Genomic DNA, 2492 nt, shown 5'->3' on the forward strand with positions numbered 1-2492 from the left:
CTAGCTGGTCGGATTTTTGAAGATGAATATGATTTGGCGATGGCTGTTATAGAGGGTGTAGAAGCTCGCGCTCAACAAGACCAACATACCACAGAACGTTTTCTATTTAATTCTGCCTAGCTACTTACTACTAACTCCTTAGACACTTTTCTCCAACAACCCAATATCGAAACTTCTCCTGCTTGGGAATTCATCCATGGACAATCCAAACAAAAACCGATGCCAACTCTGTTTCATTCCCGCCTCCAACGAAACCTCGTCAACACCATTAATAATAAAACCCAAGCTTATGAAGCCATTCAAGAACTCAGGTGCATCATTCCTCCCTTATCTCCTGTGCCAGATATTGTGGTTGTAAAAAGCGATCGCCTTGGTGATGAAGACGGTCCACTGCAAGGTTCACCGGACTGGATAATTGAAATTCGTTCCCCAGACCAAAGCACATTAGACCTACAGAACAAAATTCTTCACTGTTTGGGTCACGGAACTCAGCTTGCTTGGTTAATTGATATTCAGCGACAGCGAATCTGGGTTTGGGAAAACCAAGAACTACCATTGGTCTTTACTGGAACTGAGATACTCCCCACTCTTGACAATATCTCAGATTTGACAGTGGAAAAAGTAATCGCTATGACCCAACAACGATCAAGCTAGGTTAACCTTAAGGAAACACAACAGTAAAATGAAAAAAATTATTTTCTAAAGCTCAAAAAAAATTTCCCTGGTTGATGGGATTGTATAAGGAAAAAACTGATGATAGTATGTAATTATTGGGATGCTTTCGCCCTTACATATGATTTTTTATTCAATAAAGAAACACAACCAAGAAAGCGATCAGACTCTTGAGCAAACATAAAACAACTAAAAAGCGATCGCCAACTCATTGTGAACGCCTACAAAAAATTCCCTGGTTGATGGGATTGTATAAGGAAAAAACCTATGATAGTATGTAATTATTGGGATGCTTTCGCCCTTACTTATGATTTTTTATTCAACTAAAAATCAAGAGAAACTAGAGACCCTTCAACAAGAACAAAAACAACAGAAAAAGGAAGTCAAATACAATCTATAATCAAAATAGTCCAAATCTTATAGATTGAAAATGCTACCAGTTGACCAAGCAGAGTCAATCATTTTAAACCTAGTACAACCCTTAAATACCCAGAGGGATGTAGAAACAGTAGACCTCTTAACCGCATCGGGGCGCATATTAGCCACCCCAGTCACCAGTAAGGTTGATTTTCCCCACTGGGATAATTCAGCAATGGACGGCTATGCAGTAAAATTTACAGATGTCAAAAACTCGAGTCCCGAAAATCCAATAGCCTTGGAAATTATAGAAGAAATTCCAGCCGGGTATCAACCCCAGCAGCAAATTCAACCAGGACAAACAGCTCGTATTTTTACAGGTGCTTGTATGCCCAAAGGATCAGATACAGTAGTCATGCAAGAAGTGACTCAAAGACAAGGCAACAAAGTACTTATCCAAAAAACTCCAAGACCCCAAGAATTTGTACGATATCGTGGTTCATTTTATACCGCTGGTACTCCCTTACTCCAGCCTGGAATTATCTTAGGTGCTTCAGAAATAGCAGTATTAGCAGCACTTCAATGTCCGGAAATAACAGTGTATCGCCCACCTAAAGTCGGAATATTATCCACAGGCAATGAATTAGTCACACCAGACCAACCCCTACAACCAGGTCAGTTAGTAGACTCAAATCAATATGCCTTAGCAGTAGCTGTAGCACAGACAGGAGCAGAAGTAATACGACTTGGTATAGTGCCAGATGAACCAGAAATATTGAAAAAAACCATAGCTGAAGCAATAACAAGTACAGATTTTTTACTTTCCACCGGAGGAGTATCAGTAGGAGACTATGATTATGTAGAAGATATTCTCACCGAGTTAGGAGCAGAAATTCAGATTCATTCTGTAGCAGTTAAACCAGGAAAACCATTAACTGTTGCTAAATTTGCTGATACTCAATGTGTATATTTCGGTTTACCAGGAAACCCCGTTTCAGCATTAGTCAGTTTTTGGCGGTTTGTACAACCAGCGCTGAAAAAATTGGCAGGAGTCCAGGAAGCAGCATGGGGACCAGAATTTGTCACAGCGCGATCGCTTCAAGATTTACATTCCAACGGTAAAAGAGAAACTTATCTATGGGGTCAGCTAAAATTAGGAATAAATGGCCATGAATTTCAACTTGCCCAAGGCAGTCACAGCTCTGGAAATTTAATTAATTTAGCGGGTAGTACAGGTTTAGCAGTTATACCATTGAATGAAACTTCGATCGCGGTAGGCGAGTCAGTACAAGTGTTAAAAATAAGTTGATAGTCATCAACATCAGGAAAATTAAAAAGTATAGCAATGAGCGCTGGCATCTTTACATATTACATAAATATTGATAATGTAACATAAAAGTAACTGTATGAGCTGTATTTTTCATAAATTAGGCGATCGCTAAAGGTTAAAGTTTTAAGGATGC

1 protein-coding gene and 1 pseudogene are annotated in these 2492 nt (G+C 39.3%); both read left to right on the forward strand.

What is annotated here, in order from left to right; all coding sequences use genetic code 11:
- Nucleotides 1-153: 153 nt before the first annotated feature.
- Nucleotides 154-654: pseudogene (locus F6K27_RS32885) on the forward strand (Uma2 family endonuclease); the annotation flags it as partial.
- 448 nt (nucleotides 655-1102) lie between these two features.
- Nucleotides 1103-2338 carry a gephyrin-like molybdotransferase Glp gene (gene glp / locus F6K27_RS32890; RefSeq protein ID WP_124146249.1) on the forward strand — a complete coding sequence of 412 codons (1236 nt, stop codon included), beginning with the start codon at nucleotides 1103-1105 and terminating at the stop codon, nucleotides 2336-2338.
- Nucleotides 2339-2492 lie beyond the last annotated feature (154 nt).

Source organism: Okeania sp. SIO2F5, assembly GCF_010692685.1.
Taxonomy (GTDB): Bacteria; Cyanobacteriota; Cyanobacteriia; order Cyanobacteriales; family Microcoleaceae; genus Okeania; species Okeania hirsuta.

Coding starts and splice junctions, on each gene's coding strand:
- glp (WP_124146249.1), top strand. CDS start 1,103: ATGCTACCAGTTGACCAAGCAGAGTCAATCATTTTAAACCTAGTACAA.